The 14,993-nt window shown below is 63.6% G+C and carries 16 protein-coding genes; 4 read left to right on the top strand and 12 right to left on the bottom strand.

The genetic code is table 11. From position 1 onward, the window contains the following. Nucleotide 1: 1 nt before the first annotated feature. The 9 genes from priA to QRN54_RS18950 all read right to left on the bottom strand — a co-directional run bounded on the left by priA (nt 2) and on the right by QRN54_RS18950 (nt 6,693). On the bottom strand, nt 2-736 hold the full coding sequence (gene priA, locus QRN54_RS18990) for a bifunctional 1-(5-phosphoribosyl)-5-((5-phosphoribosylamino)methylideneamino)imidazole-4-carboxamide isomerase/phosphoribosylanthranilate isomerase PriA (RefSeq protein ID WP_003942371.1): 735 nt from the start codon (nt 734-736) through the stop codon (nt 2-4). 19 nt (nt 737-755) lie between these two features. Further along, nucleotides 756-1,007: a hypothetical protein gene (locus tag QRN54_RS18985; protein ID WP_042449550.1), complete on the bottom strand. Its 252-nt coding sequence runs from the start codon at nt 1,005-1,007 to the stop codon at nt 756-758. Next, nucleotides 1,004-1,639: an imidazole glycerol phosphate synthase subunit HisH gene (gene hisH, locus QRN54_RS18980; protein ID WP_285182799.1), complete on the bottom strand. Its 636-nt coding sequence runs from the start codon at nt 1,637-1,639 to the stop codon at nt 1,004-1,006. The genes QRN54_RS18985 and hisH overlap by 4 nt, the downstream gene beginning before the upstream one ends. A 9-nt stretch (nt 1,640-1,648) precedes the next feature. Then, nucleotides 1,649-2,770 (bottom strand): MFS transporter, encoded by a 1,122-nt coding sequence (locus QRN54_RS18975; protein WP_042923080.1) that lies wholly within the window; start codon nt 2,768-2,770, stop codon nt 1,649-1,651. A 68-nt stretch (nt 2,771-2,838) separates the two neighbouring features. Then, the gene (locus QRN54_RS18970) at nt 2,839-2,988 is read right to left on the bottom strand and encodes a CG2302 family histidine operon protein (protein ID WP_007732248.1); all 150 of its coding nucleotides are present in this window, start codon (nt 2,986-2,988) and stop codon (nt 2,839-2,841) included. Then, nucleotides 2,985-3,599, bottom strand: a complete 615-nt coding sequence (gene hisB / locus QRN54_RS18965; protein WP_003942383.1) for an imidazoleglycerol-phosphate dehydratase HisB — start codon at nt 3,597-3,599, stop codon at nt 2,985-2,987. The genes QRN54_RS18970 and hisB overlap by 4 nt, the downstream gene beginning before the upstream one ends. Continuing rightward, nucleotides 3,596-4,738 carry a histidinol-phosphate transaminase gene (locus QRN54_RS18960; protein ID WP_218680904.1) on the bottom strand — a complete coding sequence of 381 codons (1,143 nt, stop codon included), beginning with the start codon at nt 4,736-4,738 and terminating at the stop codon, nt 3,596-3,598. The genes hisB and QRN54_RS18960 overlap by 4 nt, the downstream gene beginning before the upstream one ends. After that, nucleotides 4,735-6,057: a histidinol dehydrogenase gene (hisD, locus tag QRN54_RS18955; protein ID WP_007732254.1), complete on the bottom strand. Its 1,323-nt coding sequence runs from the start codon at nt 6,055-6,057 to the stop codon at nt 4,735-4,737. The genes QRN54_RS18960 and hisD overlap by 4 nt, the downstream gene beginning before the upstream one ends. A gap of 153 nt (nt 6,058-6,210) precedes the next feature. Then, a complete protein-coding gene (locus QRN54_RS18950) occupies nt 6,211-6,693 on the bottom strand; it encodes a hypothetical protein (RefSeq protein WP_235867877.1) in 483 nt (160 codons plus the stop codon). 117 nt (nt 6,694-6,810) lie between these two features. Between QRN54_RS18950 and QRN54_RS18945 the strand changes: the two genes are divergently transcribed. The 3 genes from QRN54_RS18945 (at nt 6,811) to QRN54_RS18935 (ending at nt 11,970) form a co-directional block, all read left to right on the top strand. After that, complete coding sequence (locus tag QRN54_RS18945; RefSeq protein ID WP_502944062.1) at nt 6,811-10,080, top strand: arabinosyltransferase domain-containing protein; 3,270 nt, start codon at nt 6,811-6,813, stop codon at nt 10,078-10,080. Between the two features lie 140 nt (nt 10,081-10,220). Next, the gene (locus QRN54_RS18940) at nt 10,221-11,474 is read left to right on the top strand and encodes a glycoside hydrolase family 1 protein (RefSeq protein WP_285182804.1); all 1,254 of its coding nucleotides are present in this window, start codon (nt 10,221-10,223) and stop codon (nt 11,472-11,474) included. A 46-nt stretch (nt 11,475-11,520) separates the two neighbouring features. Further along, nucleotides 11,521-11,970: a DUF8021 domain-containing protein gene (locus tag QRN54_RS18935; RefSeq protein ID WP_007732260.1), complete on the top strand. Its 450-nt coding sequence runs from the start codon at nt 11,521-11,523 to the stop codon at nt 11,968-11,970. Here QRN54_RS18935 and QRN54_RS18930 read toward each other — a convergent pair. Continuing rightward, nucleotides 11,948-12,751, bottom strand: a complete 804-nt coding sequence (locus tag QRN54_RS18930) for an AraC family transcriptional regulator (RefSeq protein WP_285182798.1) — start codon at nt 12,749-12,751, stop codon at nt 11,948-11,950. The genes QRN54_RS18935 and QRN54_RS18930 overlap by 23 nt on opposite strands. Before the next feature lie 92 nt (nt 12,752-12,843). Between QRN54_RS18930 and QRN54_RS18925 the strand changes: the two genes are divergently transcribed. After that, a complete protein-coding gene (locus QRN54_RS18925) occupies nt 12,844-13,647 on the top strand; it encodes a sulfite exporter TauE/SafE family protein (protein ID WP_234552530.1) in 804 nt (267 codons plus the stop codon). On the opposite strand, the gene QRN54_RS18920 is transcribed toward QRN54_RS18925, so the two are convergent. Both QRN54_RS18920 and QRN54_RS18915 read right to left on the bottom strand, forming a co-directional pair. Then, nucleotides 13,644-14,249 (bottom strand): dihydrofolate reductase family protein, encoded by a 606-nt coding sequence (locus tag QRN54_RS18920; RefSeq protein ID WP_054802006.1) that lies wholly within the window; start codon nt 14,247-14,249, stop codon nt 13,644-13,646. The genes QRN54_RS18925 and QRN54_RS18920 overlap by 4 nt on opposite strands. Next, the gene (locus QRN54_RS18915) at nt 14,243-14,899 is read right to left on the bottom strand and encodes a nitroreductase family protein (protein ID WP_003942413.1); all 657 of its coding nucleotides are present in this window, start codon (nt 14,897-14,899) and stop codon (nt 14,243-14,245) included. The genes QRN54_RS18920 and QRN54_RS18915 overlap by 7 nt, the downstream gene beginning before the upstream one ends. Between the last annotated feature and the right edge of the window lie 94 nt (nt 14,900-14,993).

The raw sequence follows: 14,993 nt of genomic DNA, 5'->3' as shown, positions 1-14,993 counted from the left end.
TCTATCCGGAAACTGCTGCCAGTGCTTCGGGGAGAGTGAAGCGACCGGCATACAATGCCTTGCCCACGATCGCGCCCTCGACACCCTGATCAACCAGGCTGGAAATGGCGAGTAGATCCTCGATGGTCGACACACCACCGGAGGCGACGACGTGCGCGTCGGTGACCGCGCACACCTGGCTGAGAAGTTCGAGATTGGGACCGGTGAGTGTGCCGTCCTTGGAGACGTCGGTGACGACGTAACGAGTGCAGCCGTCACGGTCCAGACGCGCGAGGGTCTCCCACAGATCGCCGCCGTCGGTGACCCAGCCGCGACCACGGGTGCGGTACTGACCGTCGACGAGACGAACATCGAGGCCGACAGCGATCTTGTCGCCGTACTTGGCCAATGCACGCGCACACCACTCGGGATCTTCGATAGCGGCAGTACCGAGATTCACGCGAGCACAGCCGGTGGCCAGTGCGGCTTCCAGGGAAGCGTCGTCGCGGATCCCACCGGACAGTTCCACCTTGACCGTCAGGTCGCCGATGACGCCGGCCAACAGTTCACTGTTGGACCCACGCCCGAAAGCAGCGTCGAGGTCGACAAGATGCACCCATTCGGCACCGTCGTTCTGCCACGCAAGAGCAGCGTCGCGGGGCGACCCGTAACCGGTCTCACTTCCCGCCTCTCCTTGCACGAGGCGAACAGCTTCACCGTTGACGACATCTACAGCAGGCAAAAGGACCAGGCTCACGTGCGGTAACCCTAGTAGGTCAGGACCTCGAACCGTCTTCCGGGTCACCGAACGCTTTTCGGGTCATCCGCTTGGATACGACGCCCATTGCCGCAATCGCAGCGACGACCCCCACGAGACCGATCACGAGGCCGACGCCCGGCGATGGTTTGAGAACAACGATGACGACGGTTGCGACCGCCAGCGCAGCCACAGCGGCGCCGAGCGAGAACAACGCCAGACGGGCGAGGGAGAAATCGTCACCGCGGTTCGGTCCGGATCCCCCGGTCACAAACTCTGCACCCAGTTGCTCAGCAACTCGGCGCCTGCGTCACCGGATTTCTCGGGGTGGAACTGCGTTGCCGACAACGCACCGTTCTCGACGGCAGCGAGGAACTTTCCGCCTTGATCGGCCCATGTCAGCTTCGGGGGTGCAATGTGCTCGGACGGCGCGAGCTCCCAACTCTGCACACCGTAGGAGTGGACGAAGTAGAAGCGGGTATCGGCGTCTATGCCCTTGAACAGGGTGCTGGACTCCGGCGCCTCCACGGTGTTCCAGCCCATGTGCGGCAGGACCTCTGCTTGGAGCCTCTCGACGGTGCCGGGCCATTCGCCACAGCCCTCCGCCTCGACACCGAATTCGACTCCCCGGTCGAACAAAATCTGCATGCCGACGCAGATGCCCAGCACCGGTCGGCCACCGGCCAGGCGTCTGCCGATGATTCGGTCACCCTGCACTGCACGCAGACCTTCCATGCAGGCCGCGAACGCGCCGACGCCGGGCACCACGAGACCGTCGGCCGCCAGTGCAACCTTCATGTCGTTGGTCACCTCCACCTGCGCCCCGGTGCGCGCCAGTGCGCGAGTGGCCGAATGCAGGTTGCCGGAGCCGTAATCGAGTACAGCAATCGTGGAAGCGCTCATGCCCCAACTCTATCGGGCAACCCTGCTGCCGATCACTTTGCCGCCCGCGGCCAGTGCCGGGAGCAGAGCGACAACGACCGCAGAGACCGCGAAGACCCACGCATAGCCGGCAGTCGTGGCCACGAATCCCAACGCCAGTGCACCGATTCCGGTGCCGGCGTCGTAGCCGATGTTCCAGATCGCGCTGGCGGATCCGAGTTGCCTCGGGCCGGCAGCCTGAAACGCCATGACCAAGGACTCGTTCTGCACCGCCCCGAACCCCAGCCCGAAAAGGACCGCCGCGCAGAACAAGACCGGCGTCGACCCGCCGTCGACGTTGATCGCGAACAGCACCAATCCGATGGTCGACGACGCCAATGCCGGCGCGAGTGTCCGACCACTGCCGAGACGATCGGCGATCAGGCCCGCCGAGTACCGGCCGACCAACATCGACCCACTGGCGGTCGCCAACACCACTCCAGCAACGGCCGCACGCTCCGAGATTGCGATCGGCAGTAGAGACGACAATCCGCCGAACGAGGCGGACACACACGCCAGAGCGAGCACCGGAACCAAGACGGCGAACACACTCAGTCGAACGGATTCCCCGGTCGGCTGGGCGAAGATCTTCGGCAACCCGGCAATGGCCACCAGCGCGAGCGCCGGGATCAGCGCACCGAGGACGAACACCGGTGTCGCCGACCACCGTTCCATGATTGCAAGCCCCAGCGGAAGCCCCGCCATTTGTGACGCTGCGATCGCGATTCCCTGGGCACCGGTGGCACGGCCCAGAATTCGTTTGGGCGCCAACTCCGCCACCAGTGCACTGCCGGCCACCGTCAGCATGCCGAAACCGATACCACGCACCGCGGAAACCGCCAGGACAGGACCGGCGTCGGCCGAGATCAACAGCACCAACGACGGTGGACCGAGGAGCAGACACCCGACCGCCAGCACGCGCCGGTAGCCCTGCGTCCGCAACAACCGAGGCACGAGCAGTTGCGTCAAGACCGTGGCCGCCATGAAGACACCGGTCACCGATCCGGCAAGCGCATCCGATCCGCCGGACTGCGCAACCAGCAACGGCACCACCGGCAACAGCAACGACCAGCCACCGAAAGCTGCTGCCGCCATGATCAGGACACCGATCATGCCCGGTGTGCGAAGCAACCCCGGCGATGGAGCAGGATCTTGCGTCTCAGACACAGTCACTTTTCGCGTCACAGACGCAGTGCGCCTGCTACCGCCGCCAGAACCGCCAACGCCAGAAGGATTCCCGACGCAAGCTTGTTGACCTTGAACATCGAGTAGGCGCCGCCCACGGCAATTCCCGCACCGATGAACAGCAGATAGGTGAAGAGGACGCTCACAGTGTGCCCTTCGTCGACGGCACGCCACTCACGCGCGGATCCGGCTCGACCGCCTCACGCAGAGCGCGCGCAACGGCCTTGTACTCGGCTTCGGTGATGTGATGCTGATCGCGGCCGTACAGAACCCGAACGTGCAGTGCGATACGTGCATTCAATGCGATCGACTCGAACACGTGGCGGTTGATCACCGCGTGATACGGAACGCCCGGGTACCCGCCGATGACGGAATGCACCATGTAGTCGGGCTCCCCGGTGTGCACGCAGTAAGGGCGACCGGAGACGTCGACCGACGCGTGCGCCAGCGTTTCATCCATCGGGATGAAAGCGTCGCCGAAACGACGGATGCCCTTCTTGTCGCCGAGTGCCTGGCCGAGCGCCTGGCCGAAGACGATCGCGGTGTCCTCGACGGTGTGGTGAGCGTCGATCTCGACGTCGCCCTTCGCCTTGACGTCGAGATCGAAGCTGGCGTGAGTACCCAACGCGTTGAGCATGTGGTCGAAGAACGGAACGCCGGTGGAGACGTCGACGATGCCGGTCCCGTCCAGATTCAGTTCGACGACGATGCTTGATTCCCGAGTTGTTCGTTCGATCCGCGCGATGCGATCGCTCATGCCGTCTCTCCTGAATTCGTGTCGACCAGCTGGGTGCCTGCGATTTCGTCACTGGCCTTGATGAACGCGTCGTTCTCGGCTTCGAGTCCCACGGTGGCCCGCAGATATCCGGGGATGCCGATGTCGCGGATGAGGACCCCGCGGTCGAGGTATTCCTTCCACGTCTGTGCACTGTCGGTGAACTGACCGAACAAGATGAAGTTCGCGTCACTGGGAATCACTCGGAAACCGGTGTCCGCCAGCGCCTTCGACACTCGATCGCGCTCGGCGGACAAGGCGTGCACACTGCCGAGGGTCTCGTCGGCGTGACGCAGGGCGGCACGTGCCGCCGCTTGCGTGACCACCGAGAGGTGATACGGCAAGCGCACCAACAACAGTGCGTCGATGAACGCGGGAGCGGCGGCGAGGTAGCCGAGTCGGCCACCGGCAAACGCGAAAGCCTTGCTCATGGTGCGGGTCACAACCAGCTTGGCTGGGAACTCCTCGATCAGCGTCATCGCGCTGGGGGCAGCGGAGAACTCCGCATACGCCTCGTCGACGATCACGATGCCCGGCGCCACGTCGAGGATGCGTCGCAGTTCCGCAATGCCGACGCTGTGTCCGGTCGGGTTGTTGGGGCTGGTCACGAACACGACGTCGGGTCGACGTTCCGCGATCACGGTGACGGCAGCATCCACGTCGAGTGCGAAGTCGTCCCGACGGAAGACCTCGACCCACTCGGTATCGGTACCGTCGGCGATGATCGGATGCATCGAATACGAGGGAACAAAACCCATCGCGCTACGTCCCGGACCTGCGAATGCCTGCAACAGCTGCTGCAGAATCTCGTTCGATCCGTTTGCCGCCCACAGATTGTCGACGGTGACCGGTACACCCGTCTGCTTCGACAGGTACGCCGCCAGATCCGTCCGCAACGCGACAGCGTCACGGTCGGGGTAGCGGTGCAGTTCCTTCGCGGCTTCGCGCACGGATTCGGCCACATCGTCGATGAGCGCCTGGGTCGGCGGATGCGGGTTCTCGTTCGTGTTGAGCTGAACCGGAACCGTCAACTGCGGTGCGCCGTACGCCGACTTTCCACGCAGGTTCTCGCGAATCGGAAGGGCGTCGACCGAAATCGACTCTCCAGGAGCACTACTCATCGCAGAGCCTCGAATCGCAGACGCACAGCCTCGCCGTGAGCCGGCAGGTCCTCCGCATTGGCCAGCGTGATGACGTGTCCGGCAACGTCTTTCAGTGCAGACTCGGAGTAGTCGATCACGTGGATTCCACGAAGGAACGTCTGCACACTCAGACCGGAGGAGTGGCGTGCACACCCGGCCGTCGGCAGAACGTGGTTGGAGCCGGCGCAGTAGTCGCCGAGACTGACCGGCGCCCACGGGCCGACGAACACGGCACCAGCGCTGGTGACCTGAGCTGCCACCCCGGTTGCATCCTCGGTCTGGATCTCGAGGTGCTCTGCCGCATACGCATTGACGACGCGCAGACCAGCGGAAACATCAGAAACGAGCACCGTGCCCGACTGGCTGCCGGTCAGTGCCGTGGTGACGCGCTCGCGATGCTTGGTGATCTCGAGCTGCGCAGCCAGAGCCTTGTCGACCGCGTCGGCCAAGTCGACGCTGGTCGTGACAAGAACGCTGGCGGCCATCACGTCGTGCTCGGCCTGGCTGATGAGATCGGCGGCAACGTGGACCGGGTCAGCGGTGTGGTCGGCGAGGATCGCGATCTCGGTGGGACCGGCTTCCGCGTCGATGCCGACCAGTCCGCGGCACAGACGCTTGGCGGCAGTGACGTAGATGTTGCCGGGACCGGTGATGAGGTCGACCGGGACAAGCTCGGTTCCATCGGTGTCGGTTCCGCCGTAGGTAAGGAGGGCGACGCCCTGCCCGCCGCCGACGGCCCACACCTCGTCGACGCCGAGCATGGCTGCTGCGGCAAGGATGGTCGGGTGCGGCAATCCGCCGAAGTCGGCTTGGGGCGGCGAGGCGACAACAAGCGATCCGACGCCGGCCGTCTGAGCCGGCACGACGTTCATGACAACGCTGGACGGGTACACGGCATTGCCGCCGGGCACGTACAGCCCGACGCGCTCGACCGGAACCCAACGCTCGGTGACCGTGCCACCCGGAACGACCTCGGTGACGGTGTCCTTGCGACGCTGATCGGCGTGCACCTTGCGGGTGCGCTCGATCGCAACCTCGAGGGCTTCCTTGACTGCGGGGTCGAGTTCACGAAGTGCGCGCTCGAGCTCGGCTGCTGGTACACGAACCGAAGCCGGACGAACGCCGTCGAACTTCTCGCCGAACTCGAGGGCGGCTTCTGCCCCGCGATCACGGACGGCTTCGACCATCGGGCGAACCTGATGCAGTACCGCGTCCACATCCACTCCACCTCGGGGAAGCGCGGCGCGAAGTTCGGCCGTGGATGGGGTACGACCACGCAGGTCGGTGCGGGCAAGCATGAGAGTTCCTCTCGTACGCAAACGGGGTGCCTGTGCAAGCGGCAGCAAACCGGTCCGGCATCACAGGCCCTGAACAGCGCGCCTGAAACACAGAACTGATGTCAATTATCCAGGATAGGCGCACCCCGTTTTTCACCGGTCCACCTGCAACGCTCACTGCAGGTCCGGCGCCCGCCGCCGGGCGAGTTCGATCAGCTCGTCCCTTCGAGGTGTTGCCACCGAGATTTCACGGCCGTCATGCAGACGAAAGCGGACCCCGTCGCCGGGAGATGCGAGAATTACCCGCAAACCTGGGCCGGTCATTCGATAACCGATTCCGGAGCCCATCCCGATATGTACTGCAGTGGCAGACACAACTTCGTCCCACCGAAATACCTGACGCAGCCCCGGAGACAGCGCGATCGACACTCGTTCGACGTCTGTGGTGATGATCACGCGCACCTTCCACATGTACGCGGCCAACCCGAAGGACAGGACCGTGGACAACACGGCGCCGACGTAGCCCGCCGAGTCGCGATCCACGATTGCCGCGAACCCGCAGACAATTACCAGGACAATTCCGAGGACGACGCACAATGCGACCGCCGACCGCCGCAGTAGTGGGCTCAGGGGAATGGACTCGTGAAATTCGCGCACAGCACCCCCGCCTCGATCGCCGACAACCCCACCCCGAGGAATGACACCGGGAACACGACCATCCCATTACTCGCGCTTTTATAACAAACACGTCACGCACAGCTAGGGTCCAAAGTCGTGACAGACAGTGACGTGGCCACGACCGCACCTCCGGCCTTGCCGACCCCTCAGCGATCCAGCGGACCGAACCGAGCACGGATCGTTGCGATTGTCGCATCGATCCTCGGCATAGTTTTGTGCGGATCAGTGCCGTTCCTGCCGATCGAGCAGGACACCGCCGCCGTCAACTGGCCGCAGGCCGGGTCGACGACAAGCGTCGAGGCGCCATTGGTCTCGTACACACCGTTGCGCATGGAGTCATCGATTCCGTGCGCGTCGATCAGTGAGTTGGCTGCCACCGGCGGAACGCTCGTCTCGACTGCTCCCCCGGGTGCCGCCGATGCGCGCCGCTACGGATTTGTTGCCACTGTCTCCCCCGAATCCGCCGACGCTCCCGCTCGGGTCGACGTTGTCCTACGCGATCGAGTGTTGCTCTCGACACCCGTCGCTGATCTGCCGAGTGGATGCGCACTCACGCTCGCCGCCGAGCCGACCCGAACCACCTTCAGTGCCACCGGTTCCGAACCGCGCGTCATCGAGGGCGACAGCCGGCCACAGGTAGTCGGCGTCTTCAGCGACCTCGATTCGGCGGCAGCCGGTTTGAACGTCTCGATCGAGGCGGACTCTCGCTTCACGTCGAGCCCGTCGGTGATCAAGACTCTCGCCATGATTCTCGGGGCACTCACGGCTGTCGTGTCCCTCTTCGCGCTGCACCGCCTCGACAACCGCGACGGCCGGGGCACACGCAAATTTCTGCCCGCCCGATGGTGGAAGTTCACCGTCCTCGACGGCGTCGTCGTCGGAACTCTGGTGCTGTGGCACTTCATCGGCGCTACCACCACCGACGACGGCTACCAGTTCACGATGGCAAGAGCCTCCGAGCAATCGGGCTACATGTCCAACTACTTCCGGTGGTTCGCGGTCCCCGAAACCCCGTTCGGAACGCCGTATTACAACATCCTCGGACTCCTGGCCCACGTCAGCACCGCAAGCCCCTGGGTCCGTCTGCCTGCTCTGTTGGCAGGCATCATCACCTGGCTCGTCATCAGCCGGGAGGTTGCGCCTCGGCTGGGCGCCGCCATTCGCGGAAATCGACTCGCCCTCTGGACCGGCGCGCTTGTCTTCCTCGCATTCTGGCTTCCGTTCAACAACGGACTGCGCCCCGAACCGATCGTTGCCCTCGGCGTGCTGCTGACCTGGTGCTCGATCGAACGCGCCGTCGCGACGAGACGACTTCTGCCGGTCGCAGTCGCGATCCTGATCGCCGGATTCACCTTGACTGCCGGCCCTTCCGGCCTCATCTGCTTTGCCGCACTCATCGCCGGAATACGCCCGATCATGCGCATCATCATCGAACGTGCGCGCACCACCGGTTACGTCGCGGCTGTCGGGCCACTGCTAGCTGCCGGACTCTCGATTCTCATCCCCGCGTTCGGCGATCAAAGTCTGGCCGCCGTCATCGAGATGCAACGCGTGCACTCGATCTCACCGAATCAGCCCTGGTTCGACGAGTACCTCCGCTATCAGTACCTCTTCAACATCTCCGTCGACGGTTCCCTGACTCGCAGATTCGGTGTGTTCGTCATGGTTCTGTGCCTTGGCGTCTGCACCGCGATGATGCTGCGCAAGGGGGGCCGGATTCCCGGTTTGGCCGCCGGCCCGTCACGCCGCGTCGTGGGGCTGACGATCGGCGCACTGCCACTGCTGATGTTCTCGCCGACCAAGTGGACGCACCACTTCGGAATCTTTGCCGGACTCACCGCCGTTCTGGCGATGATGACGGCCGTCGCCGTGGGAACAAAACTCCTGCGCTCGCCGCGCAATCGGGCCCTCTTCGCGGCGGCCGTCCTGTTCCTCCTCGCGGTGGCATTCACCGGCAGCAACAGCTACTACTACGTGTCCAGCTACAGCGTTCCGTGGTGGGACAAGCCTGTGTCCATCAGCGGACTCGGCGCGAGCACCGTCCTCCTCGGGCTGACGGTGCTGATGCTCGGCGTCGCCGCGTGGTACTTCTTCCGTGAGCCGTACACCGCGGGGAAGGAACCGTCCGCGAAGCACGCTCGACTGCTTGCCATCTCGCCACTGACGGTTGCCGCAGGTGCCATGGTCCTCTTCGAGGTGCTGTCCATGGCCAAGGGCGCGGTCACCCAGTACCCGGCCTATTCGGTGGGCCGTGCAAACGTCGACGCCGTTCTCGGCCAACATTGCGGTCTCGCCAACGACGTTCTGCTCGAGACCGATCCGAACGCCTCGATGCTGACGCCCCTCTCGGGCAGCGTCGCCACAGGACTGTCCGCCGGTGGGGCTACGGGATTCGATCCGAATGGCGTCGCCTCCGACCTTCGAGCAGACAAGGAAGCCACGGCTACCGGCGGCGCGAACACCGTCGACACCTCCGAGGACACCGCCGGCAACTCGGCCGGAACCGGCGGTGGCGCCGGACAGACCGGAGTCAACGGCAGTTCGGTCGCGTTGCCGTTCGGTCTCGACCCGGCGACAACACCCGTCATGGGTAGTTACGGTCAGCCCTCCCCCGGCACTCTGACCAGTGACTGGTACCAACTCCCCGACGTGGGCGAGAACGCCACGCGTGGCGACATCATCTCGATTGCCGCGGCTGGTCGTGTTCGGTCCGTCGACAAGGACGGAATCGTCACCTACGGCCAGAACGTCGAGGTCGAGTACGGCACAGCGCGTGGCGTCGACGATGCCGAAACAGACGCTGTCGAAACACTCGGAAAGATCGCGCCCCTCGACATCGGCCCGGCGCCGTCATGGCGGAACCTGCGTGTGCCGTTGGATCAGATTCCCGTCGAAGCCAACAGCATTCGACTGGTCGTCAGCGACTACGACAGCAAGCCCGACCAATGGGTGGCCGTCACCCCGCCGCGGGTTCCGAAGACCCAGAAGCTCAACGACGTCGTCGGTTCACAGGCGCCCGTCATGCTGGATTGGGCTGTCGGACTGGCATTCCCATGCCAACGCCCCTTCGATCATCGGGTCGGTATCGCCGAGGTCCCCGAGTATCGGATCCTTCCCGACCATTCCGGTGCGCTCGTGACCAGTGCCTGGCAGGACCACTACGGTGGTGGACCGTTGGGGTGGATCGATCTGCTCCTGACCGCGCAGACCATTCCGTCGTATCTCGACAACGACTGGGCTCGCGACTGGGGTTCGATCGAGAAGTACACACCGATCGATCCGAGTGCAGTACCTGCCCAGGTCGACGAAACGACCGTTCAGCGCTCCGGGACGTGGAACCCGGGATCGATGACCATGGTTTTCTGAGCGGAATTTCTGAGCGGCTGGGTCACTGAGTGACACGGTCCATCCGCGGGCGGATCGGACGAAACGCCTGCGACTGGACACTTGTATGACTTAGTCTCCCAGGCATGGGAGCCCTGTCACGGTCTATCGCGCCTGCGCTGATGGCACTGACGTGCCTGTTCGGGGTGCTGGCCCTTCCCGCGCACGCCTCGGCTGAGGTACCGGATGACTTCCTCTGGGGCGTTGCCACCTCCGGGTTCCAATCGGAAGGTTCGTCGCCGGACAGCAACTGGTCTCGATACTCCGATTCCGGACGAACCCACGACAAGATCGGTGACTCGGTCGACTTCCGTCATCGCTACGCCGAGGACATCGACCGGGCGGCCGATCTGGGATCGAAGGTTTTCCGATTCGGCGTCGAGTGGGCGCGAGTTCAGCCCGCCGCCGGGAGCTGGAACGAGACCGAATTCGCCTACTACGACGACGTGGTAGCTCACATCCGCGCGCGGGGCATGACTCCGATGATCACACTCGACCACTGGGTGTATCCGGGATGGGTTGTCGATCAAGGCGGCTGGACAAATCCGAAGACGGAAGCCGATTGGCTGGTCAACGCAGAGAAGGTAGTCGAGCGGTACTCCGGAATCGGGGCGCTCTGGATCACGATCAACGAGCCGACTGTGTACGTTCAGCGCGAATTGACCTACGGCGGAATCGCACTCACCCAGGCGCCGTCGATGTTCGACTCATTGGTCCGAGTCCACCGGGCGATCTACGACCGCATCCATGTTCTCGATCCCGGTGCCCGCGTAAGCAGTAATTTCTCCTTCATTCCCGGCGTGCCCGAGGCGATCGATTCGGTATTCACGGATCGAGTGCGCGACAAGCTCGACTTTCTCGGCATCGACTACTACTACGGTGTGGCCCTGAACAATCCGACTGCCGCGTACGCCGCACTCGACGAGTTCTACAACGTCACGCCGCAGTCCGAAGGCCTGTACGACGCATTGATGCGGTACTCGGGCAAGTATCCGGAACTCCCCCTCTACATCGTCGAGAACGGCATGCCCACCGACAACGGAGCGCCGCGCGCCGACGGATACACACGCGCGAATCACTTACGCGATCACATCTATTGGATGGAACGCGCCCGAGAAGACGGTGCCGACGTGATCGGCTACAACTACTGGTCCATCACCGACAACTACGAATGGGGTTCGTACCGACCTCGATTCGGCCTCTACACGGTCGATGTTCTCGGCGATCCCACTGCGGCCCGAATCCCGACCGACGGCGTCGCCGCCTACCGCCGAATCATCCACGACAACGGCGTCGGAGCCGACTACGTGCCCGTCATGGCCCCGGCTTTCTGCTCGCTCGTCGATCCTCCCCGCAGCTGTACGGCTACTCGATGAGGGCCGTTTTCCGAATTTCCTCCACTCCTCGTCGTTAGGATGTCCCATGCGAACACTGCGAAATATCGCCGGAACTGCCGCTGCCACCGCTGTCCTGATCCTGGTTGCCGGAGGCGCTGCGACGGCAGCCCCGAACCCGGCCGATTCACCCCGCGAGGCGCAAGCACGCGCCTACATCGACGCCCTCGTCTCCCATGACGTCTCCGATGTTCATTTCGCCCCGGATGCGACCCGCGTCGAAGCCGGACTCAAGACGGGGTTCTCCGGACCACAGATGTCCGCCGACCTCGAAAACGGCATCCAATACCGCGTTATCCAGGGCGTCCGAGACCTCGAGATGTCGGAGGCCGGGGACATCGTCTCGACCACCTACCTGCTGGACGCGGGAATCGGCGGCACTCGCCTCATGACCGTGGAGATTCGTGAAACCTTCGAAGTCCGTGACGGTCTCATCCACGACGTCGTCGCCGACATCATCCCTGTGTCTGTGTCGTGACGCGCGCCCGATAGCTACTGGGCGGTGCACCCGAGACTCGGGAGCACATCGCCGCGAAGGCAGCCGGCGTCGAGTATCCGAGTTCAGACGCAACGGCCGTCACACTGGCCCCGGCAGAAAGTTTCGGAAGCGCGTGAAGAATGCAGGCACGCTGCATCCACGACGACGCGCTCATCCCCGTTTCCGAGATCAGCAAGCGGTGCAGTGTTCGTTCACTGACGTGGAGTCGGTCAGCCCACCGCGTGGGCGAGTCATGGATCGACGGGGCTGCGAGATACTGCGCGCACAACGCCCGCAATCCCGGGTGCCGAGGCAGCGGGAGTTCCACAGGTAGGGGCGCAAGATCGCGAAGTTCGTGCAGGATCAGCTGAAATACCGCGGCGCTGCGTCCGTGTGCGGGGAAGTCGTCCTCCACATTCAGCTCGACATCCACGTCGACTGCAGCGACAAGTAACTCACGCAGGAGCGACGATACTGCGACGACTCGGCACCTGACCGGGAACCACGGCGCTGCCGACGGTTCGATGTAGAGGCTTCGCGTGCTGACGCCGTCCATTGTCACGGCATGAGCGACACCGGCGGGAATCATGACCGCATTGGACGGCAGAACCGTCCACTCACCGTCTTCGGTTTCGACGTTCATCGCACCGTTCACAGCGAAGAGAAACTGGGCTCGTCGATGTTCGTGGGCGGCCAGCACATGACCGGGTGGGTAGTCGGTTCCGAGTGCGAGAACACCGCGGGGTGAGTGATCGACGTCGTTGATCGAGATGTTGCGCACCGGAGGAACCTACCGAGTCCGTGTCTGATTGACAATGGAACCTGGCGAACCTTCGAATGTGCGCCAGCGGAGAAATCGCTACCGTTCATCAAGTGCTTCACTACGCCCTCATCCTTCTCGCTTTCGGCGCCTTGACCGGAGTCACCACCGTTCTGTTCGGATTCGGTGGCGGGTTTGTCACTGTCCCAGTCGTTTACGCTGCATCGACGCTGAGGCCGGACGTCATCGATCCGATGCATGTCGCCGTAGCATCCTCGGCGGCCGTGATGGTGGTCAATTCACTCGGTGCCACAGTCGCATTCAGGAAGTCAGGACGGCTTCGGACGGAGTACATCAGACCTCTGATCGGCCCCGTCGCACTCGGAGCCGGGCTCGGAGCGGTTGCGGCGGGCCACGTAGACGACGGCGTCGTCCGGATTCTGTTTGTGCTCTACCTCCTGGTGACAATCCTGGACAGTCTTCTGCGACAAGGGTTTCTGACACCATCTGAACCTCGCGAACATCTTGACCGTCACGGCGTCCGCGCTGTCGGGATAGGCATCGGTGCCGTCGCAAGTTTCCTCGGAGTCGGCGGGAGCGTCATGACGGTTCCGATGATGCGACGCGGCGGAGTTCCGATGGCCGACGCCGCCGCGAGCGCCAACCCGTTGAGCTTGCCTGTCGCCGTCGTCGCGACTGCGGTGTATGCGGTCTCATCAGGGCACAGTTCAGCCTCGGATCTGTCGGCGGGCAGAGTCGGCGCTGTCGACCTTCTGGCCGTCTGTGCACTACTCGCCGGTTCTCTACCGGCGATCGCGCTGAGCCGACGAATCGTCGGTGCCATACCGGACCGAGTCCATGCCGCCGCCTACATCGCTCTACTCGGCGTCGTCACGGCAGTGATGGTGATTGCTTAGCGAACGGCGTATCGCAGATAGACGACGCCGCCGTCGAAGGTTTTCTCCTCGAGCAGCTGCAGATCAAGCCGGCTTTCCGGGAGAGCTCGCAATCCGCCACCGATATTGACCGGACACAGGAACAGTCTGACTTCATCGACCAAACCCGCCGCGAAAGCACTAACCGCAACCGTCGGTCCACCGATCGAGATATCTTGTACCGCTTCACTCTCGAGCAAACGGATGGAGTCTTCATCGAAGCTCGGGACAATCCTGGTACGTGCGGTCGACACCTCGTTCAGCGTCGTGGAGTACACGATCTTGTCGATTCCACGCCAGATCTGAGCGAACTCGGCGGTCGCCGCCTCGATTCCGGCAAACTCGTCCGGAGCCGAAGGTCCTCCTGCCACCGAAGAACGCTCGAGATCCTCGGATGCCATTGTTTCCCAGGGAATCATCGTCTCGTACATCCGGCGCCCGAGCAGGTACGTGCCGACTCCCCTCTCTAGCTCGTTGACGAACGCATGGACCTGCGCGTCGGGAACCGCCCAGTCGAAGTTTCCTTGCTCATCAGCCACATACCCGTCGATCGAGCAGATCGCCGAGTAGATCAGGCTCACCATCGGTCCACGTGCAGCACGTTGTCGACCGGTTCACGGGCGGCGGGTTTGAACGTCTCGCCGGTGAAGTACGCCGTCGGGATGAGCGCAGCCTGATGGAATCCGGCCGGAATGCCCAGCAGCTCGGCAACTTCCGCTTCACGCTGCAAATGCAATGTCGTCCACGCCGTACCGAGCCCACGTGCCCGCGCGGCCAGCGCGTAACTCCACGCAGCCGGGAGTAGCGAACCCCACAGGCCGGCTTGGTTCCCCTCCGGCAGCGTCTTGCCCGCCTTGATACACGGAATGAGAAGGACCGGCACCTCACCCATGTGCTCACCGAGCCACGCGACGCTGGTGCCCACGCGTTGTTGAATCGGCGCGCGATCGGGATCATCGGCGAAGAGTTTTGCCGCCGAACCGTGAGAGGCAAGGTACTCGTCGGTGACTTCCTTGTAGATCTGCCCGACTGCTGCACGCAGTGCCGGATCGGTCACCACCATCCACTGCCAGCCCTGGCGATTCGAACCGGAGGGCGCTTGCAGGGCGATCTGGAGGCATTCCTTCACCAGGTCCAACGGCACGGGACGGGTCAGATCCAGACGCTTTCGAACGGTCCGCGTTGTGGTCAGCAATTCGTCGGGTGTCAGGTCGAGTACGGGATACGACGTCATCTCCCGATCATTGCACTGCCGCGAGCAGTGAGCAGGACTGTCCGTCTACACTTTTCTGATCCCGTGCGTGCTCGTTGTCGGGAGTATTTCCCGA

It is taken from the genome of Rhodococcus sp. MEB032 (assembly GCF_030208925.1).
GTDB lineage: Bacteria > Actinomycetota > Actinomycetes > Mycobacteriales > Mycobacteriaceae > Rhodococcus_F > Rhodococcus_F qingshengii.
The sequence above is the reverse complement of the archived record's forward strand: the minus strand, read 5'-3'. Positions and strand labels throughout refer to the sequence as shown.

Bases quoted from the DNA above. Each gene is read 5' to 3' on its own strand.
- QRN54_RS18935 (WP_007732260.1), top strand. From the start codon at position 11,521: ATGCGAACACTGCGAAATATCGCCGGAACTGCCGCTGCCACCGCTGTC.
- QRN54_RS18920 (WP_054802006.1), bottom strand. From the start codon at position 14,249: ATGGTGAGCCTGATCTACTCGGCGATCTGCTCGATCGACGGGTATGTG.
- QRN54_RS18960 (WP_218680904.1), bottom strand. From the start codon at position 4,738: ATGAGTAGTGCTCCTGGAGAGTCGATTTCGGTCGACGCCCTTCCGATT.
- hisD (WP_007732254.1), bottom strand. From the start codon at position 6,057: ATGCTTGCCCGCACCGACCTGCGTGGTCGTACCCCATCCACGGCCGAA.
- hisH (WP_285182799.1), bottom strand. From the start codon at position 1,639: ATGAGCGCTTCCACGATTGCTGTACTCGATTACGGCTCCGGCAACCTG.
- QRN54_RS18975 (WP_042923080.1), bottom strand. From the start codon at position 2,770: ATGATCGGTGTCCTGATCATGGCGGCAGCAGCTTTCGGTGGCTGGTCG.
- QRN54_RS18915 (WP_003942413.1), bottom strand. From the start codon at position 14,899: ATGACGTCGTATCCCGTACTCGACCTGACACCCGACGAATTGCTGACC.
- QRN54_RS18940 (WP_285182804.1), top strand. From the start codon at position 10,221: ATGGCACTGACGTGCCTGTTCGGGGTGCTGGCCCTTCCCGCGCACGCC.
- hisB (WP_003942383.1), bottom strand. From the start codon at position 3,599: ATGAGCGATCGCATCGCGCGGATCGAACGAACAACTCGGGAATCAAGC.